Raw genomic sequence first — 13,304 nt, forward strand, 5'->3', positions numbered from 1 at the left:
CGAAATCAGGGAACCCGAGGCGAGACCGCAGTTCACCCAACCCGTGCGCCAGATCACGATGATGCTGGTCGTGTTAGCGGTGGTCGGTGCATTGGTTTATCTGGGCTTTGCGCAGATCCAGGCGATCTTTCTGTCCAATGCCTATCTGAACGGCGTCATTCTGGTCGTCTTTGTGCTGGGTGTCCTGTCGACATTCGGGCAGGTGTTCCAGCTTATGAAATCGGTGCAATGGATCGAAGGTTTTGCCGGTGCGCGGATCGGGGCAAATCTGGTAGAGGCCCCGTCACTGCTTGCCCCCTTGGCGACGCTGCTGAACTCGCTCGGATCGCGGATGCAGATTTCCTCGACATCCAGTCGGTCGATTCAGGATTCCGTAGCGCAGCGGATCGACGAAGATCGTGAAATCACGCGCTATATCGGTAATGTGTTGATTTTCTTGGGCCTTCTGGGGACGTTCTATGGCCTTGCAACAACCGTGCCTGCCCTCGTTGAAACCATCCGTTCCTTGTCACCAGAGGACGGGGAATCCGGTGCCGCGGTCTTTGGGCGCTTGCAGAAAGGGCTGGAAAGCCAGTTGGGCGGCATGGGAACAGCGTTTTCATCATCGCTTCTGGGACTCGCGGGGTCGCTGGTTGTTGGGCTTTTGGAATTGTTCGCAGGGCACGGCCAGAACCGGTTCTACCGCGAACTTGAAGAATGGCTCTCTACGATCACGCGGCTTGGCTTTGCGGGTTCAGAGGACGGCAGCGGCGCGGATACGTCAGTGCTGGGTGCGTTCGCACAGCACATGGCCGAACAGATGGATGCCTTGCAGGCCAATGCGATTCTGGCGGATGAAAGCCGGCTGACGTTGGAACGGCAATTGGGCGACATGTCCGTCGCGATCGACAAAATGGTGCAGGCCATCAGCCTGTCAGGCAGCAGTGCAGAGTCGCTGGACCGCGTGGCCAAAGGGCAAGAGGCGCTGATCAAGCACCTGGAGGAAGGCGGCGGCGAAGGTCTGGATGCGGAAAGCCGGATGCGCCTGCGATCTATTGACGTGCAGTTGTTGCGCGTGCTGGAAGAACTCTCTGCAGGTCGACAAGAAACGTTGGCGGAACTGCGCGGTGATATCAATGCGCTCAAGATGGTGATGCGCCACCGCGGCCGTCCGGACGGAGGCTGACGCATGGCACTGGCACGCCGGTCTTCGCAACGTTTCAACACGGCGATCTGGCCCGGGTTTGTCGATGCGATGACGGGGCTATTACTTGTCCTGATGTTCGTTTTGACGATCTTCATGGTCATCCAATTCGTCCTGCGCGAGACGATCACAGGACAGGAAAGCGAACTGGACGCGCTTTCGTCCGAAATCGCCATTCTGTCCAGCACGCTTGGTCTAGCAGAGGCCGAGAATGCCCAACTCAATGCCGGTCTGGATGCTGCAGCCGCAGAGGCCGCCGCCCAAGCAGCGCTCATAGCGACCCTGACCGAAGAGCGTGACGAGACAGCAGCCGCCCTGCGCGCAGCCGAAAACGCGATCACGGGTTTCGAGGCGCGTGTTGCCGGATTGCTGGCCGAGCGTGACACCGCGAATGCCACTGTCGCCACTTTGGAAGAAGAACGCGCGACCCTTTTGTCCGAGCAGGAGCAGTTGAATCTGGCGCTGGCAACCGCCCGTGATGAAATCGACGCAGGGGAAGAAGCCGCGCGGCTGGCAGCAGCACGCCGCGAAGCGTTGGAAGCACTGGTCGCCGATCTGGAAAGCGAGCGTGACGCGCAGTCAGAGACGCTGTCAGAGATTGAAGCCGCCCAGCTGGCAGATGCCGCCGCAGCAGAAGCGATCCGCGAGCGACTTGCGAATGCAGATGCGGAATTGACGGCGATGACCCTCGCGCTCGAAGAAAAACGTCGGGAAGCAGAGGAAACGCTAACACTGCTGGCCGCAGCAGAGGCGGTTAAGGACAATCTGGACCTGACGATTGCGACCGCCCTGTCGGCACAAGCTGCGGCAGAAGCGGCTTTGGCAAACGCACAATCCGAAAGCGCCACATTGGAAGAACAGTTGAACGCCGCCCTGCTGGCGCAACAGAACTTGCAGGCGCAGATCAGCGGCGAAAACGACCCTGATGCCTTACGCGAGGCGCTGGCCGCAGCGCTCGCCGCGAAACTGGCGCAAGAGGCTGAAAACGAACGTTTGGCGACGCAGCTTGAAAGCCAGCAAAGCGCAGCAGACCGTCAAGCCATCTTGCTGGCGGTCGCCAATTCAGCCCTACAACAAGAAGAAGCCTTATCAGCCGAAAGCCAGCGCGAGGTGGCGGTCCTGAATGCGCAGGTGGCCGAATTGCGCCAGCAGATCAGCAACTTGCAATCGCTGCTTAACCTTGCCACCGAAAACGACGTGGATGCGCGAATCCAGATCCAGGAACTCGGCACCCAGTTGAACACCGCGCTGGCCCGCGTCGCAGCCGAAGAACGTCGCCGTGCCGCGCTCGAAGAAGCAGAGCGGACGCGTCTGGAAGAAGAAGCCGCCCGTCTGGCCGCCGAGGCGCAGAATTTGGAACGGTTCCGGTCCGATTTCTTCGGCCAGTTGCGCGACGTGCTGGAAGGCCAGGATGGGGTGCGCATCGAAGGGGACAGGTTCGTCTTTTCGTCCGAAGTGCTGTTCCAGCCGGGTCAGGCCGAATTGTCCGCGCAAGGCCGGGCCGAGATCACCAAGATTGCCGCGATCCTGCAAGACATCGCCGACGAAATCCCGCAAGGGATCGACTGGATCATCCGTGTCGATGGGCATACGGACGATCTGCCGCTATCGGGTACGGGCCGCTTCCGGGACAATTGGGAACTCTCGCAAGGGCGCGCCCTGTCAGTCGTGCGCTACATGGAACAGTCGCTTGGCATCCCGCCCAACCGGCTGGCTGCGAACGGGTTTGGTGAATTCCAGCCTTTGAACCCCGCCGATACGCCCGAAGCACGCGCGCAAAACCGACGCATCGAATTGAAACTGACCGAACGCTAGGCGCTAGCGCACCACGACGGATGTGGACTGCGTATCAAGAAGTGTCTCACCGCGTTCATGCAGAACCTGACCTTCGTAATCACCAGCAGGCCAGCCACCAACTGGCGCACGCCGACCGATTGCGCGGAACAACTGCGCCTGCGTGCGATCAAGGATCACGGTTTCGCGGATCACCTCGCCCTCGGGGCCGGTGATCGAAAGCGTCAATGTATCGCCTGGTTTTGACCCGAACGCGTAGGTCCAGATGACAATCGGGTCTTGCGCCGCAAGTTCCGTCGCCCCAACCGCGCCAGCCTTGATGGCGGCGAACTCGGGGACGCTTGCGGAAAACCCCGACGTGATTAGCCCGCCTGCAGGTGTTTCAATCGTTTGCGCCCACAGCGTTTGCGTAGCGGGGCCGCAGCGCGCGCTGTTGTCTGGGTCAAACGGGTCCACGACATCGCCGTTTTTGCGAACGGACAGGTGAAGATGGGGGAACTGTGTCTGACCGGACAGACCGACCATGCCAAGCGTATCGCCGGCCGCGACGATCTGGTTCTGGATCACAGTGACAGAGCCTTGCGCCATGTGACAGTATTGTGTTTCCCAGCCGTCGTCATGGCGGATGACCACGCCGTTGCCGCACTCGCGGTCCGTGATGTCAGGGGCATCCGGCCCGTTTTGCAGCGCATCAAGCATGTCATTGCGCACACCGACGACGCGCCCCGGTGCGGCAGCCAGAACAGCGACGCCTTCTGCCTGTGCCGCAAGCGAGGGGAGGGCGAAATCAGTGCCTTTGTGGCCGTCATAGGTCAGGCTACCGCATTGGAAGTCAGACGCGCCGGACGTTGGGTCACGGTCCACAAACTGCTGGATATGGCAGGTGTCGTCCAGAATGCAGTCAATCGGCAACTCTAACGAAAACTCCCCCGCGACCGGGGTGGCCGCGAGGGAGAGAATGACTGCAGTGCAAAGCCGCATCTAGTCGGCTGTCAGCAGCGGCGGCTTGTTGCCCTTGTCCTGCAAACGCGCCTGTTCCGGCTTCTGAATCCGCAGATCCAGCTTGCCATCCTTGACGCCGACTTTCACCAAACCGCCCTTCATCAGCTTGCCGAACAACAGTTCTTCGGCCAGCGGCTTCTTGATGTTTTCCTGGATCACGCGGCCAAGCGGGCGGGCGCCCATCTTGCTGTCGTAACCCTTGTCGGCGAGCCATTCGGCGGCCTTTGGCGTCAGCTCGATATGGACGTTCCGGTCGATCAGCTGCGCCTCAAGTTGCAGCACGAACTTTTCGACGACCTGCAGGATTGTATCCTTCGGCAGCGGCGCAAAGCTGATGATGGCATCAAGACGGTTGCGGAATTCCGGTGTAAACGTCCGCTCGATCGCGGCCGTATCTTCGCCTTCGCGGCCTTCACGGCCAAAGCCAAGTGCGTTCTTGGACAGTTCAGCGGCACCAGCATTCGACGTCATGATAATGATCACGTTGCGGAAATCGGTCGTCCGACCATTGTGGTCAGTCAATTTCCCGTGGTCCATAACCTGCAACAGGATGTTGTAGACATCCGGGTGTGCCTTTTCCATTTCGTCAAGCAAAAGCACGCAATGCGGGTTCTGGTCGACGCCATCGGTCAGCATGCCGCCCTGATCAAAGCCGACATAGCCGGGAGGCGCACCGATCAAGCGCGAGACCGCATGCTTTTCCATATACTCTGACATGTCAAAGCGCATCAGTTCCACACCAAGCGTGTCAGCCAACTGCTTGGCCACTTCGGTCTTGCCCACACCTGTTGGCCCGGCAAACAGATAGTTCCCGATGGGCTTTTCAGGTTCGCGCAGACCGGCGCGGGCCAGCTTGATCGCCGATGCCAAGGCTTCGATGGCCGGATCCTGACCGAACACAACGCGCTTGAGCGACTTTTCAAGGTCTTTAAGGACCTCCGCGTCGTCCTTGCTGACGTTCTTTGGCGGAATGCGGGCGATCTTGGCGACCACGCTTTCGATTTCCTTGGTACCGATCGTCTTGCGGCGCTTGGATTCGGCCACAAGATGCTGGGCCGCACCCGCTTCGTCGATGACGTCGATTGCTTTATCGGGCAATTTACGGTCGTTGATATAGCGTGCTGACAGTTCGACAGCCGTGCGGATCGCATCAGCCGTGTATTTGATCGAGTGATGTTCCTCAAAGTAAGGCTTCAGCCCGCGCAGGATTTTCACTGCATCTTCGACAGACGGTTCGTTCACGTCGATTTTCTGGAACCGGCGCGACAACGCGCGGTCCTTTTCGAAATGCTGGCGGAATTCCTTGTAGGTTGTCGAGCCCATGCACCGCAGCTTACCACCTTGCAGGGCAGGCTTGAGCAGGTTGGACGCATCCATTGCGCCGCCCGAAGTTGCACCTGCACCAATCACTGTGTGGATTTCGTCGATGAACAGCACAGCATCGTCGTGATCTTCCATTTCGGACATCACGGCTTTCAGGCGCTCTTCGAAATCTCCGCGATAGCGGGTTCCGGCAAGCAACGCACCCATATCGAGCGAGTAAATCGTCGTCTTGGACAGTACGTCGGGCGTTTCACCGTTGACGATCTTGAAAGCAAGACCTTCAGCGATGGCGGTTTTCCCGACACCCGGATCACCAACCAGCAGCGGGTTGTTCTTGCGGCGGCGGCACAGCACCTGAATGCAGCGTTCAACCTCATGCGCGCGACCGATCAACGGATCGACCTCGCCCTTTGTCGCCTTGGCGTTTAGATCGACGCAGTATTTCGCAAGCGCGGATTCCTTGACGTCACCATCCGTGTCGGCATTGATCTCATCTTCGGATGTGGATCCTTGCACTGGGCGGCTTTCGCCAAATGCGGGGTCTTTTGCGACGCCGTGCGCGATGAAATTCACAGCGTCATAGCGCGTCATATCCTGTTCTTGCAGAAAATAGGCCGCGTTGGATTCACGTTCCGCAAAGATGGCCACAAGCACATTTGCACCGGTCACTTCGGTGCGACCAGACGACTGCACATGGATTGCTGCGCGCTGGATCACGCGCTGGAAGGCAGCTGTCGGTACAGCTTCAGAGCCTTCGACATCGGTTTCGAGCGTGGAAAGATCGTCTTCGATGAAATCTTCGAGGTCTTTCTTCAGTTCATCCAGATTGACCGAACACGCCTGCATCACCCGCGCTGCGTCGGGTTCATCAATCAATGCCAGAAGCAGATGTTCCAGCGTTGCGAGTTCATGTCTGCGCGCGTTGGCCAATGCCAGCGCACCGTGGATCGCCTGCTCAAGCGTGGAAGAAAATGATGGCACGTTGGGTGCTCCTTCAATCGGGGGCGCGGTGGGGGTATGCCCAATCGCACCATGACCTCATACATTTAAGGTTTGGTGTTTACGTCCAAACCTTCAAGGCCTTTTTTCGTTTTTGCGTTCACAATCGCCGCGACAGATTGTGACAGCGGTGTAACAGTCACATTTTCGGCATTTCTGCCCTAAAATCGATCTTTCCGGGCCCGCACTTCGGCAAAAACCTCTGCCGCCGCACTTCCGGTCATACCGATTGCGTCTTGAAGGACCGGATCGTCAGCCCGCAGAAAGGGGTTTGTTGCGCATTCGTCGGCCAATACGGAAGGCACCGTTGGTTCGCCTCTTGCGCGTTTTGCGGCGATCGCTTCTGATCTTGAAATAAGTTGCGAATTGTTCGGTTCAAGTGACAACGCGAATTTGGCGTTCCCGGTCGTATATTCATGGCCTGAACAGACGATTGTTTCCGCCGGAAGCGCGCGAAGCTTCTGCAAGCTATCCCACATTTGTGCCGCGGTCCCCTCGAACAGCCGCCCGCAGCCCATTGCCATCAGACTATCCGCCGTGACCGCATACCCGCTTTCGGGCAGATAGATCGCGATATGGCCGATCGTATGGCCCGACACATCGATTATTTGCGCCTCTTCTCCGCAAAGCTGGATGCGGTCGCCATCGCTGACCGCATGATCTAACGGTGGCAAGCGATGCGCGTCCGCCTTGGCACCGATGATCTGAAGGGTGTCGCAGTTTTCCAGACCGTCAAGCCCGTCGATGTGATCCCAATGATGATGCGTCAGCACGACAGTGCGCAGTTTCCAACCCGATTTCGCAACAGCTTCATTTATCGGGCCCGCTTCTGGCACGTCGAACAGCACCGCTTCTTTCGTATCGGGGTTTCCAAAGAGAAAGGCGTAATTGTCGGCAAGGCAGGGGATCGTCACGAGGGAAAGGGCCATGGTCTTGTCGCTTCTTCTGGTTCTTGTCATGGTGCAGACTGACGGAACGGAGCCACACCTTCAATGCATCTAGATGTGCTTGATTTGCGCAATTTCTACTATCGCAGTGCCTTGGGGCGCGGCGCGCAAAAGGTTGTCCGCGACGAATTGCTTGCTCTCTGGCCCGAAGCAAAGGGGCAGACCGTCGTGGGTTTCGGCTTTGCCGTGCCTTTGCTGCGTCCATACCTGAAAGACGCGCGGCGGGTCATCGGATTGATGCCAGGACCACAAGGGGTGATGCCGTGGCCGGCAGGCGAAAAGAATGTGTCTGTCCTGTGCGAAGACACGGTCTGGCCATTGCAAACAGGTGTCGCCGACAAGCTGGTCGTGTTGCACGGGCTCGAAACCTCGGAAAACCCGACCGCATTGCTGGACGAATGCTGGCGGGTGCTGGGGCCGGGGGGGCATGCGGTGTTCATTGTCCCGAACCGGTCCGGTCTTTGGTCGCGGTCCGACAATACACCTTTCGGCTATGGCCGACCCTATTCGCTTAGCCAATTGGAGGCGCAACTGCGCAAGCACCGGTTCGTGACAGAACGCACGCTGTCCGCACTTTACCAACCGCCGTCGCACCGCAAGTTATGGCGAAACATGTCCGGGTTCCTTGAAAATGTCGGACACAAGGTACCCTTTATCCGCGGCGGCGGCGTCCTGATCGTCGAGGTCTCCAAGCAGATGGCGGCGTCGCCGGGGCCGGGATTGCGCGAAGCGGTCAGACGGCCGTTAAAGGCACTGGAAGGGATCGGGGCACCTGTTCCCAAGCCAGCGGGCGCGCGGGTGCGCAATGATTGACCAAAGATGAATTTCCAAGATTCGGTTCAGAAACAGTCGCTTCGGACGAAAGATTTACTGCTTAATTTCAACAGCTCTGCGATTCTGTCAGTAAACATTGTAAATTGTGCTGTGGATTATCTCTCCCTAACGCTTGCGACCCTGAAAACCCTCTGCTACATCGCACGAGATTTTGATGCCCCCGGTAAAAACTGAGGGCATTTTAGCTGCCTAACCGCGCGCTCCTGATACTCACCGGGGGAAGCGCGGGATGGCCCGAGACATCGGAAGGGTGGACGTGTCCGAACCAGCTTCGATTTCAACCGGCATCGCACAGCGCTATGCCTCTGCGGTTTTTGACCTCTCCAAAGAAGGCAAAGGTCTGAAGGCACTTGAATCAGATATTGCGGCGCTCGAAGTCGCGATGGATGACAGCGCCGATTTCCGCACCTTGCTGACTTCGCCGCTTTACAGCCGCGACGAGCAGTCAGGCGCAGTTGCCGCGATCGCCAAGAAAATGAAACTTTCGCCGACGACAACAAACGTGCTGGGCCTTCTGGCGACCAAGCGGCGTCTGTTCGTGCTGCCACAACTGGTCAGCACACTGCGCGAACGCCTCGCCGAAGAGCGTGGCGAAGTGACAGCAGAAGTGACGTCAGCCAAGGCACTGACCAAGGCGCAGACGGACAAGCTGGCGAAAACCCTGAAAGCACAGGTCGGCAAGGCCGTGACAATCAAAGAGACCGTGGATGAATCCATCATCGGCGGTCTTATCGTTAAAGTGGGCTCGAAAATGATCGACACGTCGATCAAGTCCAAGCTCAACGCACTCCAGAACAAAATGAAAGAGGTCGGATAAATGGCGATCCAAGCGTCTGAAATCTCTGCGATCCTGAAGGACCAGATCAAGAACTTTGGCCAAGAGGCTGAAGTGGCCGAAGTGGGCCGCGTATTGTCCGTTGGTGACGGTATCGCGCGTATCTACGGTCTGGACAACGTACAGGCCGGTGAGATGGTCGAATTCCCCGGTGGTATCCGCGGGATGGCCCTGAACCTTGAAAGCGACAACGTCGGTGTTGTTATTTTCGGGTCCGACCGTGACATCAAGGAAGGCGACACCGTCAAGCGCACCAAGTCCATCGTGGACGTGCCCGTCGGAGACGAACTGCTGGGCCGTGTTGTTGACGGTCTGGGCAATCCGCTGGACGGCAAAGGTCCGATCAAGACAAAGACACGTGCGATTGCCGACTCCAAGGCTCCGGGCATCATTCCACGCAAGTCGGTCCACGAGCCGATGGCGACAGGTCTGAAATCCGTTGACGCGATGATACCGATTGGCCGTGGCCAGCGCGAATTGATCATTGGTGACCGGCAGACCGGCAAAACTGCCGTGGCACTCGACACGATCTTGAACCAGAAGTCTTACAACGACGCTGCCGAAAAAGAGTACGACAAGCTGTACTGCGTCTATGTTGCGATCGGCCAGAAGCGTTCGACAGTTGCGCAGCTGGTTAAGAAGCTCGAAGAAACCGGCGCGATCGAATATTCGATCATCGTTGCGGCCACCGCGTCCGACCCGGCTCCGATGCAGTTCCTCGCACCTTACGCGGCGACCGCGATGGCGGAACACTTCCGCGACAACGGCCGCCACGCACTGATCATCTATGACGACCTGTCCAAGCAGGCTGTGTCCTATCGTCAGATGTCGCTGCTGCTGCGCCGCCCACCAGGGCGCGAAGCTTATCCAGGCGACGTTTTCTATCTTCACTCGCGCCTGCTGGAACGTTCGGCAAAGCTGAACGAAGACAACGGTGCTGGTTCCTTGACCGCGCTGCCGATCATCGAAACGCAGGGTGGCGACGTTTCAGCGTTTATTCCAACCAACGTGATTTCGATCACAGACGGTCAGATCTTCCTTGAAACCGAACTGTTTTATCAGGGCATCCGCCCCGCGGTGAACACCGGTCTGTCCGTGTCGCGGGTTGGTTCGTCAGCACAGACGAACTCCATGAAATCCGTGGCCGGTCCGGTCAAGCTGGAACTTGCGCAGTATCGTGAAATGGCGGCCTTTGCGCAGTTCGGTTCTGACCTTGATGCAGCCACACAGCAGTTGCTGAACCGTGGTGCGCGTCTGACCGAACTTATGAAACAGCCGCAGTATTCGCCGCTGACCAACGCGGAAATCGTCTGCGTGATCTACGCGGGCACGAACGGCTACCTCGACAAGATTGCCGTCAAGGACGTCGGTCGTTTCGAAGCTGGCCTGCTCAAGCACATGCGCACCAAAGCAAAGGACGTGCTGGACTTCATCACCAAGGAAGACCCGAAGATCAAAGGCGACGCCGAAGACAAGATCAAATCGGCAATCGACGCTTTCGCCAAAGACTTCGCCTAATCCTCGGACATAGGAGACCCTTATGCCTAGTCTTAAGGACCTGAAAAATCGGATCGAAAGCGTGAAATCCACGCGGAAGATCACAAAGGCGATGCAAATGGTCGCGGCCGCAAAATTGCGCCGTGCGCAGGATGCAGCCGAGGCGTCACGCCCCTACACAGAGCGTTTCAACGCTGTGATGGCAGGGCTGGCCGCCGGTTCCGCCGGGTCGGCATCTGCACCCAAGTTGCTGTCGGGTACCGGCAGCGACAAGGTGCACTTGTTGGTGGTCATGACCGCTGAACGCGGCCTGTGCGGCGGCTTCAACGGCAATATCGCCAAGCTGGCCAAAGCCCACGCACAAAAGCTGCTTGCTGACGGGAAAGAGGTGAAAATCCTCACTGTCGGCAAGAAAGGTCGCGATGCGCTCAAGCGCGAGCTAAGCGAGCATTTCGTCGGGCACGTCGATCTGACGCATGTAAAGCGGGTAAGCTACGCCGACGCGCAGCGGATCGCCAAGGACGTTCTTGCGCGATTTGATGCGGAAGAATTCGACGTCGCGACGATCTTCTTTGCGCGCTTTGAAAACGTTGTCACACAGCACCCGACGGCGCAGCAGATCATCCCGTTCGTGGCCCCAGAGGTCGAAGACGATGCAGATGCGACGCTTTACGACTACGAGCCCAGCGAAGAAGCCATTCTGGCCGACCTGCTGCCCCGTGGCGTGGCGACTGCGATTTTTTCCGCACTGCTTGAAAACGGTGCGTCCGAGCAGGGTGCCCGGATGTCCGCCATGGACAACGCGACCCGCAACGCTGGCGAGATGATCGACAAGCTGACCATTCAATACAACCGCTCGCGTCAGGCTGTGATCACCAACGAGCTGATTGAAATTATTTCGGGCGCGGAAGCGCTCTAGACCGGAGAAACTTAAATGGCGAATGCTAAAGGCAAAATCACGCAGGTTATCGGCGCCGTCGTTGACGTGCAGTTCGGCGACCACCTGCCAGAGATCCTCAACGCGCTGACAACCGACAACAACGGCAAGAAGCTGGTGTTGGAAGTGGCCCAGCACCTTGGTGAAAGCACCGTGCGGACCATCGCGATGGACTCGACCGAAGGTCTGGTGCGCGGTCAGGAAGTGACCGACACAGACGGGCCGATCAACGTGCCTGTGGGCGACGCGACACTGGGCCGGATCATGAACGTGGTCGGCGACCCCGTTGACGAAAAAGGCCCGATCGGCGCCAAGGAAACACGGTCCATCCACGCAGAAGCGCCACCATTCGAAGCGCAGTCCACGGCATCCGAAGTGCTGGTTACAGGCATCAAGGTTATCGACCTGCTGGCCCCATACGCAAAGGGCGGTAAAATCGGCCTCTTCGGTGGTGCCGGTGTTGGCAAGACGGTTCTCATCCAGGAACTGATCAACAACATCGCCAAGGTGCACTCCGGTTATTCCGTGTTCGCCGGCGTGGGCGAGCGGACCCGTGAAGGTAACGACCTTTACTACGAATTCATCGAATCCGGCGTTATCAACGCCGAAGACCTGACAAAGTCCAAAGTGGCACTGGTCTACGGTCAGATGAACGAACCACCGGGTGCGCGTATGCGTGTTGCCCTGTCCGGTCTGACAATGGCCGAACAGTTCCGCGACCAGTCCGGGACAGACGTTCTGTTCTTCGTGGATAACATTTTCCGCTTTACACAGGCGGGTTCCGAGGTGTCAGCGCTTCTGGGTCGTATTCCATCGGCTGTGGGCTATCAGCCGACACTGGCGACAGACATGGGTCAGATGCAGGAACGCATTACATCCACCAAGAACGGTTCGATCACATCCGTTCAGGCGATCTACGTGCCTGCGGACGACTTGACCGACCCTGCACCGGCGACATCCTTTGCGCACCTCGATGCGACGACGGTTCTGAACCGTGCAATCTCGGAAAAAGGGATCTACCCTGCGGTTGACCCGCTCGATTCCACATCGCGTCTGCTGGACCCTGCAATCGTGGGTGATGAACACTATCGCGTGGCGGCCGACGTGCAGCAGATCCTGCAGCGCTACAAGTCGCTTCAGGACATCATCGCGATCCTCGGGATGGACGAACTGTCGGAAGAAGACAAACTGACCGTTGCACGCGCCCGTAAGATCGAACGCTTCCTGTCCCAGCCATTTGACGTGGCACAGGTGTTCACCGGTTCGCCCGGTGTGCAGGTGCCGCTGGAAGACACCATCGCGTCCTTCAAAGCGGTTGTGGCTGGTGAATACGACCACCTGCCAGAAGGTGCGTTCTACATGGTTGGCGGCATCGACGAAGTGAAAGCCAAAGCCCAAAAAATGGCTGCAGCTGCAGCGTAAGGAGCCGACATGGCAAACCTACAATTCGATCTGGTCTCTCCCGAACGCCGCCTGGCGTCGGTAGAGGCGAGCGAAGTGCAAATTCCTGGTGCCGACGGCGACATGACCGCGATGGCTGGCCACGCGCCCACCATCACGACATTGCGCCCCGGCGTCTTGTCGGTCGCCCATGCGGGCGGCACGGACGAATATGTGGTGTCCGGCGGGTTTGCTGAAATCACCGCGACGGGCGTGTCCGTTCTGGCAGAGCAGGCCTTGCCGCGCGCAGAGATGACGCAAGAAGTCTTTGACGGCATGATGGCTGATGCCCACGCCGCCAAAAAGAACGCCGAGGAAGTCTTCAAGAACGAACCCGGCCCCGTCGATGACGCCGCCAAGCTGATCGCGGATATGGTGGCTGTCGGCACGCACATCGGTCTTGATCCGAAGCAATCGAACTTCGGCTAAACGATCCAACACTATCCAAAGGGCCCTGCATCGCGCGGGGCCTTTTTCGTTCCGCCCCCATTAACAGCTTGGGCGTTTCTCCAG

11 protein-coding genes are annotated in these 13,304 nt (G+C 58.4%); 8 read left to right on the forward strand and 3 right to left on the reverse strand.

Going from position 1 to position 13,304, the window contains the following annotated elements:
• Nucleotides 1–61 precede the first annotated feature (61 nt).
• Nucleotides 62–1,165 carry a biopolymer transporter ExbB gene (locus BMY44_RS01325; RefSeq protein WP_089994348.1) on the forward strand — a complete coding sequence of 368 codons (1,104 nt, stop codon included), beginning with the start codon at nucleotides 62–64 and terminating at the stop codon, nucleotides 1,163–1,165.
• Nucleotides 1,166–1,168: 3 nt separating this feature from the next.
• Entirely contained in the window at nucleotides 1,169–2,998 is a 1,830-nt protein-coding gene (locus tag BMY44_RS01330; protein WP_089989331.1) for a peptidoglycan -binding protein, read from the forward strand.
• Nucleotides 2,999–3,001: 3 nt separating this feature from the next.
• Here the strand turns inward: BMY44_RS01330 and BMY44_RS01335 are convergent, their stop codons facing one another.
• The 3 genes from BMY44_RS01335 to gloB all read right to left on the reverse strand — a co-directional run bounded on the left by BMY44_RS01335 (nucleotide 3,002) and on the right by gloB (nucleotide 7,230).
• Nucleotides 3,002–3,958 carry a M23 family metallopeptidase gene (locus BMY44_RS01335; RefSeq protein ID WP_089989334.1) on the reverse strand — a complete coding sequence of 319 codons (957 nt, stop codon included), beginning with the start codon at nucleotides 3,956–3,958 and terminating at the stop codon, nucleotides 3,002–3,004.
• A complete protein-coding gene (clpA, locus tag BMY44_RS01340) occupies nucleotides 3,959–6,283 on the reverse strand; it encodes an ATP-dependent Clp protease ATP-binding subunit ClpA (protein ID WP_089989336.1) in 2,325 nt (774 codons plus the stop codon).
• Nucleotides 6,284–6,462: 179 nt separating this feature from the next.
• Nucleotides 6,463–7,230, reverse strand: coding sequence for a hydroxyacylglutathione hydrolase (gene gloB / locus BMY44_RS01345; RefSeq protein ID WP_089989339.1), 768 nt, complete (start codon nucleotides 7,228–7,230; stop codon nucleotides 6,463–6,465).
• 63 nt (nucleotides 7,231–7,293) lie between these two features.
• Here gloB and BMY44_RS01350 point away from each other — a divergent pair, with 63 nt between their 5' ends.
• The 6 genes from BMY44_RS01350 (at nucleotide 7,294) to BMY44_RS01375 (ending at nucleotide 13,220) form a co-directional block, all read left to right on the forward strand.
• Nucleotides 7,294–8,061, forward strand: a complete 768-nt coding sequence (locus BMY44_RS01350) for a class I SAM-dependent methyltransferase (RefSeq protein ID WP_089989342.1) — start codon at nucleotides 7,294–7,296, stop codon at nucleotides 8,059–8,061.
• A 277-nt stretch (nucleotides 8,062–8,338) separates the two neighbouring features.
• On the forward strand, nucleotides 8,339–8,899 hold the full coding sequence (locus BMY44_RS01355; RefSeq protein WP_165611829.1) for a F0F1 ATP synthase subunit delta: 561 nt from the start codon (nucleotides 8,339–8,341) through the stop codon (nucleotides 8,897–8,899).
• Entirely contained in the window at nucleotides 8,900–10,435 is a 1,536-nt protein-coding gene (gene atpA / locus BMY44_RS01360) for a F0F1 ATP synthase subunit alpha (protein WP_089989344.1), read from the forward strand.
• 22 nt (nucleotides 10,436–10,457) lie between these two features.
• The gene (locus tag BMY44_RS01365; protein WP_089989347.1) at nucleotides 10,458–11,333 is read left to right on the forward strand and encodes a F0F1 ATP synthase subunit gamma; all 876 of its coding nucleotides are present in this window, start codon (nucleotides 10,458–10,460) and stop codon (nucleotides 11,331–11,333) included.
• Nucleotides 11,334–11,348: 15 nt separating this feature from the next.
• Nucleotides 11,349–12,773 carry a F0F1 ATP synthase subunit beta gene (atpD, locus tag BMY44_RS01370; RefSeq protein WP_089989349.1) on the forward strand — a complete coding sequence of 475 codons (1,425 nt, stop codon included), beginning with the start codon at nucleotides 11,349–11,351 and terminating at the stop codon, nucleotides 12,771–12,773.
• 9 nt (nucleotides 12,774–12,782) lie between these two features.
• Nucleotides 12,783–13,220: a F0F1 ATP synthase subunit epsilon gene (locus tag BMY44_RS01375; protein WP_089989352.1), complete on the forward strand. Its 438-nt coding sequence runs from the start codon at nucleotides 12,783–12,785 to the stop codon at nucleotides 13,218–13,220.
• The last annotated feature ends 84 nt before the right edge of the window (nucleotides 13,221–13,304 follow it).

The organism is Cognatiyoonia koreensis, from assembly GCF_900109295.1.
GTDB classification, from domain to species: domain Bacteria; phylum Pseudomonadota; class Alphaproteobacteria; order Rhodobacterales; family Rhodobacteraceae; genus Cognatiyoonia; species Cognatiyoonia koreensis.

Coding starts and splice junctions, on each gene's coding strand:
- BMY44_RS01325 (WP_089994348.1), top strand. CDS start 62: ATGCTGGTCGTGTTAGCGGTGGTCGGTGCATTGGTTTATCTGGGCTTT.
- BMY44_RS01330 (WP_089989331.1), top strand. CDS start 1,169: ATGGCACTGGCACGCCGGTCTTCGCAACGTTTCAACACGGCGATCTGG.
- BMY44_RS01335 (WP_089989334.1), bottom strand. CDS start 3,958: ATGCGGCTTTGCACTGCAGTCATTCTCTCCCTCGCGGCCACCCCGGTC.
- gloB (WP_089989339.1), bottom strand. CDS start 7,230: ATGGCCCTTTCCCTCGTGACGATCCCCTGCCTTGCCGACAATTACGCC.
- BMY44_RS01350 (WP_089989342.1), top strand. CDS start 7,294: ATGCATCTAGATGTGCTTGATTTGCGCAATTTCTACTATCGCAGTGCC.
- atpA (WP_089989344.1), top strand. CDS start 8,900: ATGGCGATCCAAGCGTCTGAAATCTCTGCGATCCTGAAGGACCAGATC.
- BMY44_RS01365 (WP_089989347.1), top strand. CDS start 10,458: ATGCCTAGTCTTAAGGACCTGAAAAATCGGATCGAAAGCGTGAAATCC.
- atpD (WP_089989349.1), top strand. CDS start 11,349: ATGGCGAATGCTAAAGGCAAAATCACGCAGGTTATCGGCGCCGTCGTT.
- BMY44_RS01375 (WP_089989352.1), top strand. CDS start 12,783: ATGGCAAACCTACAATTCGATCTGGTCTCTCCCGAACGCCGCCTGGCG.